This window comes from Rufibacter soli (assembly GCF_054781795.1).
This window is the reverse complement of the sequence record NZ_BAAGTS010000002.1, coordinates 942,961-961,274: the sequence shown is the minus strand read 5'-3', so window position 1 is coordinate 961,274 and position 18,314 is coordinate 942,961. Positions and strand designations below refer to the sequence as shown.

General features: G+C 50.8%; 12 protein-coding genes. 5 read left to right on the top strand and 7 right to left on the bottom strand.

What is annotated here, in order from left to right; translation table 11 throughout:
- Positions 1–7: 7 nt before the first annotated feature.
- On the bottom strand, positions 8–3,772 hold the full coding sequence (locus tag ACYVJQ_RS06045; protein ID WP_460892168.1) for a DUF7149 domain-containing protein: 3,765 nt from the start codon (positions 3,770–3,772) through the stop codon (positions 8–10).
- A gap of 683 nt (positions 3,773–4,455) precedes the next feature.
- Between ACYVJQ_RS06045 and ACYVJQ_RS06040 the strand changes: the two genes are divergently transcribed.
- The 4 genes from ACYVJQ_RS06040 (at position 4,456) to ACYVJQ_RS06025 (ending at position 10,253) form a co-directional block, all read left to right on the top strand.
- The gene (locus tag ACYVJQ_RS06040) at positions 4,456–6,117 is read left to right on the top strand and encodes a M1 family metallopeptidase (RefSeq protein WP_460892167.1); all 1,662 of its coding nucleotides are present in this window, start codon (positions 4,456–4,458) and stop codon (positions 6,115–6,117) included.
- A gap of 210 nt (positions 6,118–6,327) precedes the next feature.
- Positions 6,328–6,984, top strand: a complete 657-nt coding sequence (locus tag ACYVJQ_RS06035) for a CatA-like O-acetyltransferase (protein WP_460892166.1) — start codon at positions 6,328–6,330, stop codon at positions 6,982–6,984.
- A gap of 257 nt (positions 6,985–7,241) precedes the next feature.
- Positions 7,242–7,493 (top strand): hypothetical protein, encoded by a 252-nt coding sequence (locus tag ACYVJQ_RS06030; protein ID WP_460892165.1) that lies wholly within the window; start codon positions 7,242–7,244, stop codon positions 7,491–7,493.
- Between the two features lie 579 nt (positions 7,494–8,072).
- On the top strand, positions 8,073–10,253 hold the full coding sequence (locus ACYVJQ_RS06025; protein ID WP_460892164.1) for a S9 family peptidase: 2,181 nt from the start codon (positions 8,073–8,075) through the stop codon (positions 10,251–10,253).
- A 186-nt stretch (positions 10,254–10,439) separates the two neighbouring features.
- Here the strand turns inward: ACYVJQ_RS06025 and ACYVJQ_RS06020 are convergent, their stop codons facing one another.
- The 5 genes from ACYVJQ_RS06020 to ACYVJQ_RS06000 all read right to left on the bottom strand — a co-directional run bounded on the left by ACYVJQ_RS06020 (position 10,440) and on the right by ACYVJQ_RS06000 (position 16,552).
- Positions 10,440–11,525 (bottom strand): fatty acid desaturase family protein, encoded by a 1,086-nt coding sequence (locus ACYVJQ_RS06020; protein WP_460892163.1) that lies wholly within the window; start codon positions 11,523–11,525, stop codon positions 10,440–10,442.
- Positions 11,526–11,759: 234 nt separating this feature from the next.
- On the bottom strand, positions 11,760–12,680 hold the full coding sequence (locus ACYVJQ_RS06015) for an alpha/beta hydrolase (RefSeq protein ID WP_460892162.1): 921 nt from the start codon (positions 12,678–12,680) through the stop codon (positions 11,760–11,762).
- 179 nt (positions 12,681–12,859) lie between these two features.
- Positions 12,860–13,366, bottom strand: coding sequence for a DinB family protein (locus tag ACYVJQ_RS06010; RefSeq protein WP_460892161.1), 507 nt, complete (start codon positions 13,364–13,366; stop codon positions 12,860–12,862).
- Between the two features lie 97 nt (positions 13,367–13,463).
- Complete coding sequence (locus tag ACYVJQ_RS06005; protein ID WP_460892160.1) at positions 13,464–14,957, bottom strand: peptide MFS transporter; 1,494 nt, start codon at positions 14,955–14,957, stop codon at positions 13,464–13,466.
- Positions 14,958–15,871: 914 nt separating this feature from the next.
- The gene (locus tag ACYVJQ_RS06000) at positions 15,872–16,552 is read right to left on the bottom strand and encodes a hypothetical protein (protein ID WP_460892159.1); all 681 of its coding nucleotides are present in this window, start codon (positions 16,550–16,552) and stop codon (positions 15,872–15,874) included.
- A gap of 501 nt (positions 16,553–17,053) precedes the next feature.
- On the opposite strand from ACYVJQ_RS06000, the gene ACYVJQ_RS05995 reads away from it, so the two are divergent.
- On the top strand, positions 17,054–17,536 hold the full coding sequence (locus ACYVJQ_RS05995; protein WP_460892158.1) for a phospholipase D-like domain-containing protein: 483 nt from the start codon (positions 17,054–17,056) through the stop codon (positions 17,534–17,536).
- A 170-nt stretch (positions 17,537–17,706) separates the two neighbouring features.
- On the opposite strand, the gene ACYVJQ_RS05990 is transcribed toward ACYVJQ_RS05995, so the two are convergent.
- Positions 17,707–18,051, bottom strand: a complete 345-nt coding sequence (locus ACYVJQ_RS05990; RefSeq protein WP_460892157.1) for an STAS domain-containing protein — start codon at positions 18,049–18,051, stop codon at positions 17,707–17,709.
- Positions 18,052–18,314: the final 263 nt, after the last annotated feature.

The window sequence follows — 18,314 nt, the reverse complement described above, 5'->3', positions numbered from 1 at the left end:
CGAAAGCCTAGCCTTGCTCTACCAGGGCAATCTCTTCGGGGCTGAGGTCATAGAGTTGGTACACCCGCTGGTCTATCTCCCGCTCCCACACCGACGTGTCTGCCTGCGGGTTTTCCGCTTTTGCCGCGAGGATTTGGTTGACGAGGTGGGTGATGGTTTCCTTTTCTTCTTCGGTTGCGTTGGGAATTGGAATAAAATTAAGGCTACTTATAGATACTTGAGGAAATGTTGTTTTAAAATCATTAAACAAAACACTCCAATAAAATTTTATCACCTTAGAATTAATTATAGATAAAATATATTTTTCAAATTCTACAGAACTAGCTATAACAGTGAATATATTTCCAGTTACAGCTATTGGCTGTGTAATTAAAGTTGCTGTAGGTTCTTTCCCAATTTGCCTAATACAAATCTTATGCTCAGCTAAATGAACGGCTTTATCCCAACAACCACCCGCTGATTTTGGCCGTTCAAATAATACATATTCATTAGGTGTATTTGAATAATACTTAAATATATCTCCTCCAGCTAAAATAGGTACATGATTTTCTAATGTTCCTTCATTAGAAAAATATTTAGCTCTATCTCCGGTAATCAACCCACGATTGATATTTGCTACTGAGTCAAGCTTTTGATGACTAGATATTTTATATAAAATGGGAAAATTAGCACTACTAATATTTAAATTCCAAATACCATTTTGTAAGAGCCCAAGCTCATTCATTTTGATACTTTTAAAATTTATACTATTAATTGAAGACTCCGAAAATGATGTTGTAAATCTCACTTCTTCATTACCACGAGGCTTTATTTTCTTAAAAAGATATATTGCAGTATGTACATCAGCTTCATCAAATACTTTATCCTCTCCAACCACTATCTCAAGAATAGTATTTCGTTCGAGCAGCCACCCCCTTAAGTTACTTGCAAACACATTAATTAAAAGCGAACTAGGAGCAATGTAATCCAAACAACCACCTAATTTTAAAATCTTGGTTCCGATTTGGAAGAACAAATGAAACAAATCAATTTTAAAATCAGCGATTTCAAATTGTGACTTATAACCATCAATTTCGCTTATTAAAGTATTCCCTGGTTGAATCATCTTATACGGCGGGTTGCCAATGACCACGTCAAAGCCTTCAAAGTTGCCTTCGTTGTCCAGCACCTCGGGGAACTCGAAGCGCCATTCAAAGGCATTTCTATAGATGGCGTTGCTCTTGATGTCCTCAATCTCCTGCCGTAGTTTGGCCGTCTCGGTTTCCAGTTTCTGCTGTTGCAGTTTGTTGGCCTTCTTTTCTTTGGCGCTGGGTTCAAAGACGCCCAACTGCGTGGTGAGGTTAATGAGTTCGCCGTTCAGGCGGTTCAGCTTTTGCTGTTTGGGGTCCGTCTTGGTAATCTCCGTCCTGAAATCTGACTTAATGCGGCCAATGATCTGCTCCAGTTCGCGCTTGTGCTCTTTGTGGTGCGTGTTTTTGTAGGCCTGCACGTAGTTGCGGTATTCTGCTACGCTGTACTTCACGCCTTTGAGCGCCTTGCTTAAATCTGCGTCCAATGCATAGCGGCTGATCAAGGAGTTGCCCTGCTTAATGTTGATGTCAATGTTGGGCAGGGTTTGCAGGTGCAGGTCGGCCGGCCCATTTGAAGAGGCAAACCCCTCGCGCAGGCCAGGTTCCTGGGCATAGCACACGGGGCTGGCAAACCCCACTCCCGGCCCCTCTTCGGTAGCAGACAGGGGCGCGTAATAGGCATTCTTGAGCAGTTCAATCCAGAGCCGCAGCCGGCAAATCTTCACCGAGTTGGGGTTGATATCTACGCCAAACAGGCAGTTCTCAATAATGGTCTGCTTTTCATGGAAGAGCGTCTGCTGCACGCGCTGGGTTTCGGGGTCTATCTTAAAGCCCTTGCCGTGCGGGGCCGGTTGCACGGTGTATTCAAAAAGGTCATCGGTGGCGCGGTGGGTAATGAGCAGTTCATCGTTTTCTACCGTGACCTGGTAATCGCTCAGGCGCACGCCTTTGGCATCTGCCAGCAAACCCAGTTCAGCCTTGCAGGCAATGAGCTCATTGAGCGCGCTTACCAAAAAGTGCCCCGAACCCACGGCGGGGTCGCAGAGGTGCAGGCCGTTGAGCAGCTGGTTGAACTCCAGCACTTTGGCCGTGCCTTTGTGGTCGGCCAGGTAATTCTTGAGGTCATCAAAGCTGTCCAGGGGCCAGCCGTAGGCGTCCTTGAACTTCTGCACCACCGCCAGCCTGATGGCCTGCCGGCACATGTACATAGTAATGAAGCCGGGCGTGTAAATAGAGCCGTCTTTGTAGCCGTTGATCTTCTCAAAGATAAGGCCCAGCACGGCGGCGTTAATGAGGGTTTTGCTTTCTTCCTGTATTTCTTCGCGGCCCTCAGAGGCAAAGTCATAGGCCTCCAGAAAGCGCAGCAGGTATTCCAGTCCGTTCAGGTGGCCGGTGAGCGGTTTGTTCTGGGCATTGCGCAAGACGGTGCCGGGGTACAGATCCAGGGTGACCAGGTCATCCAAAGAACTCATCCTGATGATGTCGCGCTCCATCTCCGTGGTTTCAAACAGAGAACTGTTGAGGTAGGGCACCTGGCTGTATTTCTGCTGCACCGGGCCAGACCGTTCATGGGGCCGTTTGGCCAGCACCTGAAAGAACAGCTTGTTCAGCTCATCATACTGCGGAATAGTGGCGTAGTTGAGGAACTTGAACTGCTGGTCTTGCCGGTGGTATTTGATGAGTTGGGCTTCCAGCAGCTTCAAGAACAGCACGCGGTTGACCCAGGTAATGCACAGTTCCAGGGCCACGTTGTAGAGCCGTTCTTCTTGCGTGGCGCCGTACTGCCCGGGGTTGGGCAAGTTGCTGAGCAGGTCTTCAGACTCAATGTTGATGATGGCGTTTTCCAGCAGTGAACCCGGTTGCCGTTTGCCCGCCGCCTTGCGCCTGATCAGTTTCTTGTTGCCTTCCTTTACCTCTTCCAGGCCAATGAGGTGCAGGAGTTCGGCATAGAAGCCACGGTCCAGGCTGTTGCTGTCATTGGTGAAGGGCAACTTGAGCAAATGCGTGGGGCTCAGGATTTTGAACAGGCCAATGAGGTGGTTGTCGTCCTTCAGGCTTTGGCTGCGCAAGGGCTTCTCAAACTCGCGTATGTCAAAGTAGGTGAACGTGAGGGGCTCGGTGAGTTGGTCTATGAACGGCTTGGCAATCTCTTTGTAGAACAGGTCTGTGTTAGTGCTTACTTTCTGCCCGGCTTTCCAGGACTCATAGCTTTTCTTGAGGGGCGTGCTCTTGCCAAACACCCGTTCAAACTCGGCGGCGTCAAACACAAACCACTCATAGATATTGGTGATGACCAGGTGCCTTAGGTCGGTGTTGTGGCCATCATGGCGTTCGCGCAGGTAATACAGCACCAGCTCCTGCAAGGCCTTTTTGTTGAGGTCTTTCTGGGTGACCATGTCCCCTTTATTGCTGGGGCGTTTTACCTCAAACAGCACGCCGCTGGGGCTTTTGGCGTCTTTACCGGTGTGCAGCACAAAATCTGTCTTGCCTTTGGTGGCTACCAGAAAGTCTGGGCTGTACCAGGTGTTCTTGAGAAAATCCATGAGGTGGATCTTCACGTTCTCCTCGGTTTCTTTTTCGTCTATCTGGCCCAGTAAACCAATGAGGTTCTGCTTAAACCGCTCAATGTCATTGCGTTTTGGTTTGAGCAGGCGGTAGGCTTTGTTAAGGCTTTGCTTGATAGTGAGAGTAGACAGGTTCATGCAGTACGTAGGGCGGTGTATGGGTACTAAAAGTACAGAAAAAGCCGGAACCGCAGGCGTCTTTCAATGCAAAGGGTTTCCCTCTTTTAGTACCTGTTTCACCGAAGATGTAAACGCGAGAAGTAAATAAGGTAGTAAGCTGTTCCTATACTTGCTGTCGTTTTTGGGTTGTTTTCCAGAAAACAGGCCCAAAACGAAAAGTGATAGCTGATTGTTGGTTGCTGATTGTCTATTCCTGGTTGTTTCATCCATAAGCCCATCGCGATTGCTACCGCAGATTCTCCCCTTGAGGGTAGGTCCGTTACCTTCTAAAATATTCCCTGGTTCAAGGTTTCAGCTTGGACCTATAATGGGCTGAAGTTGGCAACTTCAGTGAGGCGTCAGTCTCAAAAGCAATTCCTAAAATCAATCATACATACAGGTATCTCAGCACGAGCAGTCATCCCCCCTATCCCCTTCAAAGGAGGACGAAATGGGTGGGACCGGGAATGCGCGGGTGGACAGGTTAAGCCCTGTCCGTACTTCTAGCTTGCCTTTCATCCTGCCTTTCCCCAATTTCTTTCTACTCAGGAAACGCCCTATGGCGGCAGGGCTCTTTCTCTGGTTGCTACTTAGCATTCTAGTGGGTAAATTTCAAATTGCCCCGTACCTTAGTATCTCTGGCTTTTAATGACTGTAGTGGTATGCAAACCTCTTTTCTAAAAAATATTTACGCTGTTCCTGTGCTGTTGCTGGTGTTGCTGGCCTTTACCGCCCAGGCCCAGACCACGCCGCCCACCTTTACCCGGCAAGATACGTTGCGTGGTTCCGTTACGCCAGAGCGCGCCTGGTGGGATCTTACCCACTATGACCTGTCCATTAAGGTAAACCCCGCAGACAGCACCTTCCAGGGCATGAACAAGGTCACCTACAAAGTGCTTACCCCGCACCAGACCCTGCAGCTGGATTTGCAGCCACCCATGAAAATAGAGCGCGTGGTGCAGAACGGCCAGAATCTGGTGGTTAGGCAAGACGGCAATGCCTGGTTTATTCAACTGGCCCAGCCACAGGTGGCCAGTACGGTGCATAGCGTAGAGGTCTATTTTAAAGGTAAGCCCCAGGTAAGCGAAAACCCACCCTGGAGCGGCGGCGTCACCTGGAAAAAAGACGCCCACGGCAAACCCTTTATCGCCACCTCTGTGCAGGGCGATGGCGCCAGCCTCTTCTGGCCCAACAAAGACCACATGTATGATGAGCCAGACAGCATGATGATACGCGTGACCGTGCCTTCGTCGTTGACAGAAGTTTCCAACGGAAGGCTACGGCAAATAGAAAAGCACGCAGACAATACCACCACCTTCCATTGGGCCGTCACCAATCCCATCAACAACTATGGGGTGAACGTGAACATAGGCGACTACGTGCACTTCTCAGAAGTGTACCCCGGTGAGAAAGGCCCCCTGGACTGCGACTATTACGTGCTGCGCGATAACCTGGAGAAAGCCAAAGCCCAGTTTAAAGACGTGCCACGCATGCTCAAAGCGTTTGAGCACTGGTTTGGCCCCTACCCGTTCTATGAAGACAGTTATAAGCTGGTAGAAGTCCCCTACCTGGGCATGGAGCACCAAAGCTCGGTGACATATGGCAACAAGTACCAGAACGGCTACCTGGGCCGAGATTTAAGCGGCACGGGCTGGGGCCTTAAGTTTGATTTCATCATCATCCATGAAAGCGGCCATGAGTGGTTCGCCAACAATATCACCTATAAAGACATAGCCGATATGTGGGTGCATGAGGCGTTCACAGCCTACTCAGAAAACCTGTTTGTAGAGTATTATTACGGCAAGGAAGCCGGTCATGCCTACGTGCTGGGCACCCGCAAAGCCATTAAAAACGACCGCCCCATTGTTGGTAAATATGGGGTCAATAGTTCCGGTTCGGGAGACATGTACTACAAAGGCGCTAACATGCTGCACACCCTGCGGCAATTGGTGAACGATGACGTGAAATGGCGAAAAATCCTGCGCGGCCTTAACAAAGACTTTTACCACCAAACCGTGACCGGCGCCCAGATAGAGCAGTACCTGGCCCAGAAAACCGGACTAAAGCTTTCCGCCTTCTTTGACCAATACCTGCGGGAGGTAAACGTACCCGTGCTGGAATACAAAATCACCGGCAACAAGCTCTCTTACCGCTGGGCCAACTGCCTACCCACTTTCTCTATGCCGGTAAAAGTACGGATCAACGGAAAATCCAACTGGCTAAAACCCGTAGCCACCTCCTGGAAGGATACCAAAGTGGCCAAAGGCACCGCAGACCTAGAGGTAGACCCTAATTTCTTAGTAACCAGTAAGCCTGTGGAATAGGGAAACCCATCCTCTATTTCTGCCAGCGCGCACACCTTCTATCGCTTGGCGACAGGTATGAAAATAACACAAGGTGTTTAAAGAACACCAGTCTATTTTGGGCCTTGTTTTCTTAAAACGGCCCTAAAACGCAAAAAGCACTTCCCTTTAGGAAAAGGAGAAGGCAGGAAGGCACAGAAGAAAAAACCAACACCAGGATTGAAACAAAGCATGACCACCAGATACCTTAAAACCAATGTTCCGCTGGAAGGCTGGGACCGTGAGGAGCAGTTTCGTTTCTTTCAGCCGTTCACGCAGCCGTTTTTCAACGTGCACACAGAACTGGATCTCACCCCGCTATACCACTATTGCAAACGCGAAGGCCTCTCGGTTTTTCTAGCCTACCTGTTTGTCACGCGCCAGGCTGCCTGCGCCACGCCAAACTTTCTACTCCGCATTGAAGACAACCAGGTAGTACAATATGCCGGGCTAGACATTTCCACTACCGTCCTCAAGAACGACCAGAACATTGCCTTTGTGCACCTGCCTCACCAAGACGCCCTCCTTGATTTCTGCACCCAGGCCCGCGAAATCATTGCTGATGTACAAGACAAAAAAGGCCTCTTCCATGGCTACCAGGGCAATGACAACCTGCACATCACCACGCTGCCCTGGTTTCCCTTCAAAGGCATGGAACACGCGTTCTCGGTTAATCCAGCAGATGCGGGCATCCCTAAGTTCGCCTTCGGCAAATTGGTGCAGCACGAAGACCAGGTCACGCTTCCCCTCAGCATTGCCGTGCACCACGCCCTCGCCGATGGCTACCACATTCACCTGCTGCTTGAACACATGAACGCCTACATCAGCGCGTTTGACTTTCTTGATTGAGGGGTTTATTGAGTGAATGTGTGAATGAGTGAATTTTAATGTGCTAATGGTGTCATGTGCTGATATGCTATTGGGGGATTGGATAAGAGGAATTGGAGGAAAGCAAAAGCGTTTTGAGCCTGTTTTTTGAAAAAGAGCCTTAAAACAGAAATTTGCCATCCTTTTTTCCTGTACGCCGTACCTTCCATCATTCCTAATTTTCACTCACTCACTCACTCACTCACTCACTCACTCACTCACTCACTCATTTCCCCAATATGACCCAACGCGAAGTAACTGACCAAGACAACCTCACCTGGACCTGCGTGCAGGCCTACGCCGGATTAGACACCAAAGCCGCCGAAAAAGCCACAGAACTCACCGAAGCCCCAGATGGCAACGTAACTGTAGTCTGCACTCCTAGCGGCGGCGCCCAAACCGTACGCTTGCAACTGCCTGCCAATTGGCTGGAGGAAACTTCTGATGAAGACCTAGTAGAGCAGATTTCAAAAGCCCGGGACCAGGCATAAGTCTGAATCTCTTTTGAGGCTGTTTTTCAGAAAACAGGCCCAAAATAGGGAGCAGTCTACTAAGGGCAGTCTCTTTTAAGCAAACTGCTTCAAAACGAAAAACCGCTCATTCACCGCAGACTCCCCCCATGAGGGGGGTAAAGGGGGTGTTTACACCTGCTGATCCAGGTATTCCTACCTTTTCACTTAGTCAATATAATGTTCAGCCAAGTATTGTAATGTTCTGAAATGCGTGCTCTCCTGTGTAAACACCCCTCTACCTCCCCTCAAGGGGAGAGTCTGCGTTGAGTATGCGTTAATGGGTGAGTTACCTGCCTTTTACCATCGCTTTTCTTCTCTCACAATTCCCAAACCACGCAAAGAACCCTGCCCTTGCTGTGTGTTCTCACCAGCAAGCGGAATAGCGCTTTTATTTTACGCTGCCAACAGTCTCCAACAGACGCTCCTAGCGCTTGCCTTTCCCAAATTAGCTTAACTGCTTCCCGGCTAACCGCACAAACGCTGCGTTTAGCCGGGAATTATTTTTAGCTTTAAGGTGGAAACCCATGTTTCCTGTATCTATTCCTTCAGCCGTACACTATGAACAAACAACTATCGGTTTTCCTGCTTTTGTGGTGGGTAAGCCTTACCTGGGTACAGGCCCAGGCCAGCAAAGACCTGGTGCAGGTCACAGACTTACTCAAGATCAAGCAGGTGGGCGCCGTGGCCCTGTCGCCGGACAGTAAGCAGGTGGCCTTTACCGTGACCAGCGTAGAGCCAGACCCCGACAAGAAGAACGATTTCAGGTACAGTACCCATCTGTTCCTGCAGCCGGTGAACAAAAGCCAGGCGCCCCGGCAGCTGACCTACGGCAAAGACAACGCTACCCAGCCCGCCTGGAGCCCAGACGGCAAGCAACTGGCCTTCGTGCGCGTGGCCGAAGGCAAATCCCAGATCTTCCTGCTTTCCTTCGCCGGCGGCGAGCCCATGCAACTCACCAAGTTCAAGTACGGTGCCAGCCAACCCCGCTGGAGCCCCAACGGCCGCCAGCTGCTCTTCACCTCGGGCATTGCCCTGAATGAGTTACTTGCAGATTCTACCCTTAATCCCAGCAGAGACCTGCCCAAGTGGTCTTATGAAAAACCGGGCTTCTTCCAGAATGAAAACCTGAAGGTGAACGCCGCCAAGCCTAACCCAGACGGCACCCTAGCGGAGATAAGAGGCTACCTGGACCAGAACGAGAAAGACCAGAAAGCCAAAGTGATCAACCAGCTGCGGTTCCAGGAAGAATCCACTACCTCGTCTGCCCTTAACCTGTCACATATCTTTCTCATTGACGCCCAGCCCGGCGCCACGCCCAAAGACCTTACCCCTGGTTTCACGTCCTGCAGCAACGCCAACTTCCTGCCTAACGGCCGCCAAATCATCTTTGACGGCGACATGGACCAAACCGAGAACCCTACCCGCGCTCAGGACAACGCCATTTATCTGGTGAACGCAGACGGCACCGGCCTCAAACAGTTGCTGGGCAAAAAAGGCATGTCCTATAACGGCAGCAGCATCTCCCCGTCCGGCAAATGGATCGCCTTCCAGTACAGCCCCTCCAATGAGGTCAGGATTCCGGCGCTGGGTTTGATGCCCGTGGGTGGCCAGGCCGCTGAGCTGGTGACCATTGCCTATGACCGCAACAAAAGCAACCTAGTTTGGGGCGAGAACGACCAATACGTCTATTTCACCTCGCCCTCCAACGGCGGCGTGCTGCTGAACCGGGCCGATGTGAAGAAGAGAAAAGTAGAGCCGCTCACAGACGTCACCCAAGGCGTAGGCTCCTTTGACCTCCAGAAAAACCAGTTGGCCTACGTGATCACCCAAATTGCCAACCCCAATGAACTGTACGCGGCTGCTGCCGATGGCAAAAAACCGGTGCGCCTTACCTCTTTCAACCAGGAATGGGTAAGCCAGAAGAAACTGAGCCAACCCGAAAAACACACCTTCACCAACGCCAAAGGCCAAACCATTGAGTACTGGGTCATGAAACCCACCAACTTTGTGGCCGGCCAGAAATACCCGCTGCTCCTGGAAATCCATGGCGGGCCCACCGCTATGTGGGGTCCCGGCGAAAACAGCATGTGGCATGAGTACCAGTATTTCACCAGCCGAGGGTACGGCGTGGTGTATGCCAATCCGCGCGGCTCTGGGGGCTACGGTGAGGACTTCATGCGCGCCAATATCAAAGACTGGGGCGCCGGCCCGGCCAGCGATGTGCTGACCGCCCTGGACAAAACTGTGGCCCAAGGCTGGGCCGATACCTCACGGTTGACCATTACCGGCGGCTCTTACGGCGGTTACCTGGTTTCCTGGATTCTGGGCCATGACAAACGCTTCAAAGCGGCCTGCTCACAGCGCGGCGTGTATGACCTGAGCACCTTCTTCGGGGAAGGAAACGCCTGGCGCCTGGTGCCCAATTACTTCGGGGGTTACCCCTGGGAGCAGGAGCACAAAGGCATCATCCAGAGCGAATCACCGCTTACCTACGTGCAGAACATCACCACCCCGCTCATCATCTTCCACGGCGAGAATGACCTGCGCACCGGCGTCATCCAAAGCGAGATGCTCTACAAAAGCCTGAAAGTCTTGAACCGACCCGTGGAATACGTGCGGCACCCCGGCGCCACCCACGAGATCACCCGCGCCGGCAACAACCGCCAGCGCATTGACCAGATGTTAAGGACCTATGAGTTCTTTGAGCGGTACATGCAGGCGAGCCCACAGGCGAAGTAAAGGAATGTAGGGGCAATCCCTTGTGGTTGCCCTAATGCGGGTGAAAATGTAAAGGGCAACCACAAGGGATTGCCCCTACATAATAAAAAGCTGTTTTGGATCTGTTTTCCTAAAAACACCCTTAAAACTGAAAGGCCCGCTCTCATCTAAATGAGAGCGGGCCTTCTTTAGTCAATCCTTTAGTATCTACCGTTGCACCATCACCGGCTGCAAGGCCAGTTGCTTTAAATGCGCAATGTGCGACAGGATAGCGGTTCTGGTTTTAGGATATTCATTGTAGGTTACCCCAAATTCGGCGCAGGCTTGCTTGATGATCTTACTGATGGCCGGGTAATGCACGTGAGAGATACGTGGGAAAAGGTGGTGCTCTATCTGGAAGTTCAGACCGCCGGTTAACCAGGAAACGATCTTGTTCTTGGTCGCGAAGTTGGCGGTAGTCTTCAACTGATGCAGCGCCCACTCATCTTCAATGCGGTTGGTAGCCGCGGTAGGCATAGGGAAATGCGCGTGCTCTACGGTATGGGCCAACTGGAACACAATGCTCATCACCAGACCGGTAAACATGCCATAGATCAGGAATCCTACTACCCAAGGAAGAAACCCTACCGTGTAAATAGGCAGAATCACGAACATGGCGAAGTGCATCATTTTAAAGCCCCAAAACGAAATATGGTCCTTGCGCTTCATTTTCTGCAACGGAATAGTACCCACTTTCTGGGTAAAGTATTTGATATAGTCCGTGATGAACACCCAATAGATGAACAACATAGAATAGGCACCCCAGAAATAGAAATGCTGGTACTTATGAATTTTCAGGTGTTCTTGGTTTTCACAGAGGCGCAGGAAAGGTCTGGCGTCCAGGTCATCATCTACGCCGTCAATGTTGGTATAGGTGTGGTGGATGATGTTGTGCTTGGTGGTCCACATGTGGATATTGGCGCCCAACATGTTAGACGTAAGACCTGCCATGGTATTTACCCACTTGCGCTTACTGAAGCTTCCGTGGCCCCCATCATGCATAATGTTGAAACCAATGGCGGCAGTCACGCCACCCAACAGCACACATTCAATAATGGCCAGCCAGAAAGGCGGCGTAAAAAAGACCAGGTGCACGTATAAAAAGACCAGGCTGGACAGCAGCACAGCGGCTTTTATGTAAAGGTTTTTGTTTCCGGTGGGTTGGCTTCCTTTCTCCTCAAAGTAGGCGCTGGTGCGAGCTTTTAATTCGGCGTAGAAGGAAGTAGAAGGGGCAATGAACTTGGGTGTGGCCATAGTGACGATAAAAGTTGAACAAAGCTAAGGAGCCATCTCAACGGGGAATCGTCAATCAAAAATCCGTAACATTTTGGAAAGATAACGCTTTCTGCGTACGTATTAATTCAGTTCCGTGCTAAAACAGCGTCTTTATTTCAAGTATATACGCAAAGGGCTGCTCGTTCCGTAGCACGATAAAAAGAAAGAGTGTTCACCCTTCAAGAAACTGCCAAACGCTTGTTTATGGCACTACTACAATAACTGGTTACTGCCCAGCCAGTTTAGGCAACGGTCAAACCATTCATCTTTGGTGGTCTTGTTGCTGAGCCCAAACCCGTGTCCTCCCCGTTGGTAAAGGTGCAGCTCGGCGGGAACCTGGTGCTTCAGCAGCGCCTGGTAAAAGAGAATACTGTTTTGCGCCGGCACAGATTTGTCATCTGAGGCATGCACCAAAAAGGTGGGCGGTGTTTGGGCGGTTACCTGCAGGTCATTGGAGTATTGCTGCAGTTTCTGGGTGGGCGCGTTCTTACCCAGAAGCAAGCTAAAGGAGCCTTTGTGCCATACGGTGGTGTCACTACTAATCACGGGATAAATCAGGAGCATGAAAGCTGGGCGCAGAATAATGTTCTCGGGGTTAGGGATCTGGGAGGTAGTGAAATGGGTACCCGCTGTGGAGGCAAGATGTCCGCCCGCCGAGAAACCCATTATGCCAACCCGTTCTGGATTGATATTCCATTCTTTGGCTTTTTTACGCACCAGGTACAGAGCCTGTTGGGCATCCTGGAGCGGGGCCAACTCAGGCTTGGAGGAAACGGCGGCGCTGGGCAGCCGGTACTTGAGCACAAAGGCCGCCACGCCCTGCTCGGCAAATTTCTGCGCCACGTCTGACCCCTCATGGCTGGCCGCCAGCTTAGAGTAGCCTCCCCCCGGACAGATAATTACCGCCGTGCCGTTTCCTTTTCCCTTAGGCGGCAAATACACTGTGAGCGTGGGTTGCCGCACCTTAGATAGGCTCACGGTTTTATTGGGGCGCACCTCGCGGGTTTCCTCATTGGGGCCAGGTACCTCATTGGGAATCTTGCCGGTATACAGCGGAAGCTCCAAGGAGGTGGTTTGGCCGAAGCCAGTAGTAGCCACGCAGGCCAGCAGCAGGAAAGTAAAAACCTTTAACATAGAGGTAAGTTGAAAAGGAAAGCTGTTTTGGGCCTGTTTTCTGGAAAACAGGCCCAAAACAGCCCGGAAAGAAATATGGTGGCACCTAAATGACCGGCAAAGGTTCTGCGGCTGGCTGGCTCTGTTTGGTCCCAGCCTGAAAACTCGTTGCTGAATCCTTTATCCCTCAGGAGAAATGGTTACCCTACAAACCCTTCATCGGCTGAAGGCCCGTACATGCCTGGCACCGGCACGTCCAGCATGCGTAGGTACACGCTCAACTGCCCCCGGTGGTGAATAAGGTGGTTCATGGCCAGGTTTCTGATCACTATCTGGCGGGGCATGGTGAAGAACACTTTTTCGCCGTAGCGCAGGGTCCAGCTTTTGCCTATCTCCACCACGTTGGTATCATTGAGGGCCTTTACGGCCTTCTTGAAATTCTCTTCAAAAAATTCCATCAGCTCTGCGGCGGTGGTGCCGGTGAACCGGGGAAGCTTGGTGACGGCAAAGTCCAATCCTTCGGTTTGGAGGGTCTGCACAATGAAGATGCCCGGCAGCTCTGCTACGTGGCCGGCCAGTTCTTTCAGGGTCATGCTTTTGGCGTGTGGGCGCCAGTCAAAGTGTTCTGCAGGCACGCGTTCCAGCATTTTTCTGGTATTGGCTGCCTCCTGCTCAAACTGCCGAAGAAGCTTATGATTCAATTCCATAGTGGTGGGTGTAGTTGGTGACGGTAAGTTAGAAAAAAGAACGGGAGCAGGAAATAACCCTGCTCCCGTTCTTTCCAAAGAAGGCCGGCGGCCGAGGCTACCGCACCTCTCCCATGCCTCTTCTTATCAGTTTATTCAGCAAAAGCATGACCACGCCAATCCCCACCGACCACAGGCCAATCTGGCTCAAGACTTGGGCATAGTACGGCAACGACTGGATAGGATCATTCACCACCTGGGCCGGAACGCTCATCAGGGCCCCTATTTTACTGGCCAGAAATTCCCCTACCGCGCTGGCAAAAAACCAGATGCCCATCATAAGCGCCACAATACGCGCCGGCGACAGTTTGGTGATCATAGACAGGCCAATAGGCGAGATGCACATTTCACCGCAGATAATGAAGAAATAGCCTCCCATGAACGCGTATAAGGGAATTAAGCCGGTGTCTGCGTTCATTCTTGTGCTTAAAAAGAACACGTAAAAGCCCAGCCCCATCAATATAAAAGCAAGCCCAAACTTAGAAGGCGTATTGGGTTCTATGCCCTTGCGGTTAAGCACCGGCCAGAGCCAGGAAAAGAAGAAGCTGAGCAGGATTACCCAAGCCGGCGGCAGGAAATTGTTCACCGCCAGTGCCGGAAGCTCTACCCCCGCCACGTGCATGTCTACATTGCGCATGGCAAACAGGTTTAAAGACCCTGCATTCTGTTCATAGAAAGCCCAGAACAACGTTGAGGAAACTGTGAGCACCAGGGCGGCAAACATCTTATTCCGCACCTCGCCGCCCATTTTCAAGGCGAATGTGAGAATGTACACCACAGATATGGCCCCTAACCCGAACATGATAAAGTCCATGATCTCATAGCGATAGAAAAGCGCCACTATTAACGGGATGAGGCCCAGGGTGGCCACGTAAATCACTATCTCCTTGCTTATGCCCGCAAACAGCGGGGCTTTCAGGTCCTGGGGGTTAGGCGGAAGCCCGTTTTGGCCCAAAGATTTCTTGCCCAGCGCAAACACCACCAAACCCAGCACCATAAACACACCAGCCAACCCGAAGCCATAGTGCCAGTTGATCTGTTGCCCTACGTATCCGCACAGCAATCCGCCCAGGGCCGCCCCAATGTTGATGCCCATGTAGAAAATGGAGAAACCGCTGTCTTTGCGCGGGTCATTGTCTGCGTACAGCGTGCCTACCAGGCTGGAGATATTGGGCTTGAAGAACCCGTTCCCGCAGATGATAAAGGCCATGCCGTAAAAGAAGCTCCAGTCCTGCGGCAAAGCCAACACCAAGTGGCCAATGCTCATGAGCACCCCTCCGTACATGACGGCCTTCCGCCCACCCAAAAACCGGTCAGACATCATTCCCCCAAACATGGGCATGGTATACACCAGCGCAGCATATGAGCCCAAAATGGCATAGCCCTTGGGTTCATCAAACTTGAGTTGGGTAATCATGTAGGCCAGCAACAGGGCCTTCATGCCGTAGAAAGAGAAGCGTTCCCACATCTCGGTGAAGAACAGCATGTACAACTGCCTGGGGTGCCCGGTAGCCGCTGGGGCCTCTGGAATCTTCGGTTCGGTTAAATCCATTGTTTGGTAGTAAAGCGCGGTGTTATTCTTTTTAACCACACAATGTAAGGGTTTGCTAGAAAATAACCGCACTTCTAGCCACGAGGCTATTTGGGTTGTTGTTGGTAGTGGTGGTGTTTCGCCGTTGTTGGTGTTCTCACTTACAACCAAGACTGCCTTCCCATTGGGAATTGCCCGTGCACGCCTTTCCGCCTGCTGCTGGCGTGGCGAAGCGTTGTCGCCTTAAGCCCTTATGCTTGGTTGTTGCATGGTTTCCCTCCGAGCGCTCACGGCCGCGTCTTTCCCCTCGCACTGCCCTTGCGGCCGAGTTGCAGTCTGCCCTTAGTAACGCTACTGCAGGGCCACAAGCGAGGCGCTCGAGGTAAAGACTGGAACTGAGGGAATGCGTGGGGATGATGTTCTTTAATGACCGCATTGGGGCTGTTAGCGTTTTAGGCACATTTTTGAAAAAAACAGGCTCCAAACGTTCTTCTGCCCTACAATAATATATACCCATTACTAAGCGCAGACTCCCCCCTTGAGGGGGGCGAAGGGGGGTGTTTACACCAACAGACATTTTCCTGGTTCAAGTTTCCAACTTGGACCCACCATTCGGGAAGTTTCCAACTTCCCTGAGGCGCTAGCCTCACTTTACGCATTTCGTCCCCCCTTGAAGGGGGTAGGGGGTGACGCACCTTTGCAGAGAAATACCACAGAACTCATTCTACGAAGGCAGTCACCTTACCATTACCCTCATCCATAACCAGATCAGGAATCCTACCACCTATCCACTCACTACTTATAAAGCCCTGAAAAAGCAACTTAAACTAACCCACCTTATAAAATAAAAAATGCTTCCCTGCCTAACCCTAACGGGTGTTCAGCAAGGAAGCAGTGAAATAATGTGATTCGGCCGGAAGGCTAGGTTTGGTTCTTTATACCGCCAGGCGTTTCTGCAAGTCAGCTATCTCTTGTTTGAGTTCTTCTACTTTATTGGCTTCAGACTGTTGGTCGCGTTTTAGTTTGATTTCTTTTTCGCGGGCTGCCTGTTTGTGGTTTTTCAGTTCTTCACTGATTTCCTCATAGGCGCTGATCTTCTCCTGGGTAACGCGGTTGCTGTTTTTGTACATAAAGGCAAACATGGTCGCTAAGGCGGCCAGCGCGGCTATTATCAATAGGCTTATCACAACATATACTTGCTTGTCCATGTCCAGACCCAGCACAGAAAGAGAGGCCACATCATGGGCGCCTTGCTGAATCTGCTTCTCTTTCTGGGCGTTCACTTGCTGCAGGGCCTGTACCTGCGCTTTCTGGTCGGCTAACTCTTGTTGCGTTTTGGCCAGGGCTATGGCGGTTTCTTTGCCGGCGTTTTTGATGCTTTGCTGCCTTACTTTTAAGGTATCCTGCACGTTTCTAAAAAACGCGTCCAGGCTGCTTAGCTTTACCACTTTGTATTCTTGGTTAAACTCTCTGTGCGAGGAAGACCGGTACTTTAAAGAGCTAAACTGCTGCTGTAAGTTGTAGTGCGCGCGGTCTTTGGCCGTCGGCGCATTCTGGGCCTGGCTCCAATGAATAAGGGTAATACTAAGAAACAGAGAAAGGGCAATAGCTCTCATAAACGGGGAATTAAGGTCAATAACTTTACCTGTGACACTAAAATTACTCAATTCTTACATCCTGTGAAAGACATTCAGTAAGAGTTTTGAAAAAACGACCAAAGTGCACACAAAGTATAAATTGCCCCTCACCGGTACCTTCCTGGCATTGTTTACGGGTGGTAGGTGGCGGGTAGAAAGTGAGATTAGGTAGAATTTTAGGCCAGGTTACACTAAACCTACACATTGCTCTCTTGGTCATCTAGTAGACGTCTCCCCTTAGTTTTTGCTAGGCCCCTCTGCTGAATTAGCCCCTGCCCATCCTTTTACCTGAGGTTGTCTGTTTTAAGGCTGATTTGTCAAAAACAGGCTCAAAACTGAAAGTCCCTTCGCGTAATTCTCCAGTGTATTGGACCTGCCGGCAAGAGACAAGATCCTTCTTTTTTCTAAGGAGTTTGCCCAGGCGTACAACTTTCCGTAACCTTAGGGGTAAACGTAGGCTTTCACCTATCCAGAGACCCCATGGCCTTTCAACTCCCTTTCTTTTCCAGTAGCGCCAACCTAAAAGTGGGCGCTTTTTTCAGTCCCGGAGACGAGTGCCTGAATGCTATCCTACACAGCATCCGATCGGCTAGGCGCTCATTGCACCTGTGCGTGTTCACCATTTCAGATGACCGTATCACCGCTGCCCTTCTGGAAGCCTACAAAAAAGGCATTAAAATACAGCTGCTCACAGACAATGAAAAACTGTTTGACAAAGGCTCAGACATCAGGGCCCTGGCCAGCGCAGGTCTCTCCATTAAAGTAGATAACACCCAAAACCACATGCACCACAAGTTCGCCATAATAGACAGCCAGTGGGTGCTCACCGGTTCCTATAACTGGACCCGCAGTGCCGCCCTCTACAACCATGAAAACGTCTTAATCACCGCAGACAAACCCGTAGTGGCCGCCTACAGCAAGGAATTTGCCAGGCTATGGCAGGAAATGCAGCCACTGGGGTAAGCTAAGAAACAGAAAAGGGTAAAAAGCGTTTCGGGCCTGTTTTTAGGAAAACAGGCCCGAAACGCAGATTCTTCCCGGTAACGGGAGGCACATTCACTTTTCTTAACGCCACCCCAACGCGGGCGGCTGATTTTTCTGGCCCTCAGGCAGTACTTCTCTTTTAGATGCAACTAATAAGGTTGCACCAACTGGTAGGCCTCCTCAAAACTAGGGACAAGGGTGAACACCGAATCAAGGTGTAATAGGTGCAGCATTGACCTGGGGCGCTCTGCTACGTCCAGCAAAGTAACCGAGGCGTTCAACTTCTTGAGAAGTAACAATTGGTTTAGGAAATGACAGAAGCCCAGGGTTTTGATACACTCTATGGCAGAGCAGTCAATCCAGATGGCATATTGCAGGTGCTTGCCCTGCCGGCTGGTTAGGCGGCGACTAAGCCTTGCGTCTGAGGCGTCCACATCGCCTTGCAGGACAATGATGACCTTGTCGCCTATCTTTTCGGTTATAATCTTTTGCATCACGCCTCCGCCCTATTTGCCGTCATCAAAGATGGAAGTGAAAGATTGAGCACCTTTTCCCGGGAACCGGTTTCTCTTTCCAGGCCAGTGCCAGACCTGCGGTTCCAGGTCTTAGAGGTGTGTGGTTGCTTAAGCCAAGTTTTCATGAGTTTAGGGTGCTTGATCATAGGCATGTTTGTTTAGGGTGACAGGATGGCGGCGGCAGAGAATACTCCTTAAGGTTCAGTTGCGGGGGAGGCAAACTTGTTTGAACCGTAGATAAC